This window comes from Bradyrhizobium sp. Unk1 (genome assembly GCF_059512345.1).
This window is the reverse complement of record NZ_JCAMOP010000145.1, coordinates 1-2,318: the sequence shown is the minus strand read 5'-3', so window position 1 is coordinate 2,318 and position 2,318 is coordinate 1. Positions and strand designations below refer to the sequence as shown.

Genomic DNA, 2,318 nt, shown 5'->3' with positions numbered 1-2,318 from the left:
CGGAGCTGATATCCGGGGTAAAGTTTGCGGACGGAATCGAAGTCATTCCGACCGCTGAAGTCCGCGCCGCCTGATCGAACCGCGTCACCCAGAATCCGTCATAGCTCGAGCTTCGGTTTCTCGACGTCAGCCACAATCAATTGACGAGTCTGCCGGAGAACCTCCCTACTACGCTAAGTACTCTCGCAGTTAACCGCAACGAGCTAACCAGGTTACCCGAGGCGCTCCCGCCCGGGCTCGAGCGCCTCTTTGCTAACCATAACCAGCTAACCAGCCTACCTGAGAACCTACCTGCTACGCTAAATGCTCTCGAGGTTAACGAGAACCAGCTAACCAGGTTACCCGAGGACCTGCTGACGCAGTTGAGCGCAAGTGCCGACGTAGATCTGTCTGGAAATCCGCTGCCGCAGCAGGTGCTGAGGAACCTGCATGCAGCCCGAAGCGCCGAGGACTATATCGGTCCAAAGGTTGCGCTTCCGGGCGACGACGTGAGTGAACTATCCTCGACAGACGACGAACAGAACGCGCCCCTCACTCTCACTGAAGCAGTGGCATACTGGCTCAGGGATAATCCAAAGGAGGGCGATCGGGAGGTGCTGGCCGCCTGGCGGGCCTCTGCAGAAGAGCCGGGCGCTCAAGAGTACGCGCTTTTCCTCGGCAAGCTGTTCGACTCCGTCAACTCAAACAATCAGGAATTCCAGGAGTCGGTGGCGAATGATCTACGACAGGCGGCAAAGAACCCGCATTTGCGCGCGCAGTACTTTCAGCTGGCCGCCGATGCTAACCAGACCTGCGAGGATCGCAGAACGTTGACTTGGAACGGTATGCAAACCGCACGCCTCATCGCAGACGTGGAGAACGGCGTCTATGACGATGGGGCACGGCTTCCCAATCTCATCGAGCTGGGGCGCGTCATGTTCCGCTTGGACGCTCTGGAGGGGATCGCGCGCGAGAAGGCTGACTCGCTCGGCTCCCTCGACAGCGCCGAAAACATCGATCCCATCGAGGTCTATCTTGCTTATCAGAACAAGCTACGCGAGCGGCTGGGACTGCAGCACGTCGCGCCGAATATGCGCTTCTTTGAAGTTTCGAGCGTCACCGACGCTGACGTTGGCAGTGCAGAGATAACCGTGCGGAATAAGGAAGCGGCGGAATTTGCTGACTATTTGGCGACGGACTGGCAACCTTGGGGCGATGTGGTTTCTCGCATCGCCCCTGACGACCATGCTGCGATGCAGGACCAGCTCATTGATGCAATGGGCGAAGAGTTCGACAACAGACTGGAGCAACAGCTCGCCGACAGAGGCTTGAGTGGAACTCAATCTGATCTCGTCGAGGATGCCAAGCGAGAATTAGGTGCCGAGATCCGTAAGGAAATTGCCCGCGAGATCAAGGGCGCTCTAAGGGATAGGGTGCTCAATGATCACGGCCTCAGGCTGTGAAGCAGCCTTTGACTGCAGGAGGCTGTTAATTCGCGTGAGGCGTAGCGCTGTACATCAGACTGCGGAGCGCCGGCCTGGAGGCCGGCGCATTGCTCAGGTGAGCGGGTAAAATTCGTGCAAGTAGCGGTGAGAATCGGATTCCCTTCCCCGATGCCGCAACTGCGCGATAACCGCCGGAAAACAAGCAGTCCAAAAAGGCGGGGCTCGATTTTGTGACCACCGCCGTGTACCACCGATTCGGCCCGCAACGCGCGGCAAGCATCAGAACAGCGAGGCAGCCATGGTAAAACCGTTCCCGTCGAAGACCCATATCGGCAACCATATGCTGCATCCGGAAACCCTGATGCTGACCTATGGCTATGATCCGCAATTGTCGGAGGGCGCCATCAAGCCGCCGGTGTTCCTGACCTCGACCTTCGTGTTCAAGACCGCCGAAGACGGCCAGGACTTCTTCGATTACGTCGCCGGCCGGCGCGTGCCGCCGGAAGGCATGGGCGCGGGCCTGGTCTATTCGCGCTTCAACCACCCCAACAGCGAGATCGTCGAGGACAGGCTCGCGGTCTATGAGCGCACCGAAAGCTGCGCGCTGTTCTCCTCCGGCATGGCGGCGATCGCGACCACGATCCTCGCCTTCGTCCGTCCCGGCGACGTCATCCTGCACTCCCAGCCGCTCTATGGCGGGACGGAAACGCTGCTGACGAACACGCTTGCGCGCCTGTCGATCGGCGCGGTCGGCTTTGCCGACGGCATCGATGAGGTCTCGGTCAGGCAGGCCTCGGAGGAGGCGATGGGCAGGGGCCGGGTTTCGATGATCCTGATCGAGACCCCGGCCAATCCGACCAACGGCCTCGTCGACATTGCGATGATCCGCCGCAT

At 59.8% G+C, this 2,318-nt stretch carries 2 protein-coding genes; both read left to right on the top strand.

Features of this window, described 5'->3' with window-relative positions:
* Positions 1 to 362: 362 nt before the first annotated feature.
* Positions 363 to 1,442, top strand: coding sequence for an NEL domain-containing protein (locus AC5ZFO_RS47680; protein ID WP_496124224.1), 1,080 nt, complete (start codon positions 363 to 365; stop codon positions 1,440 to 1,442).
* A 280-nt stretch (positions 1,443 to 1,722) separates the two neighbouring features.
* Positions 1,723 to 2,318, top strand: a 596-nt coding sequence (locus AC5ZFO_RS47675) for a PLP-dependent transferase (RefSeq protein ID WP_496124223.1), incomplete at its 3' end; no start/stop codon positions are given.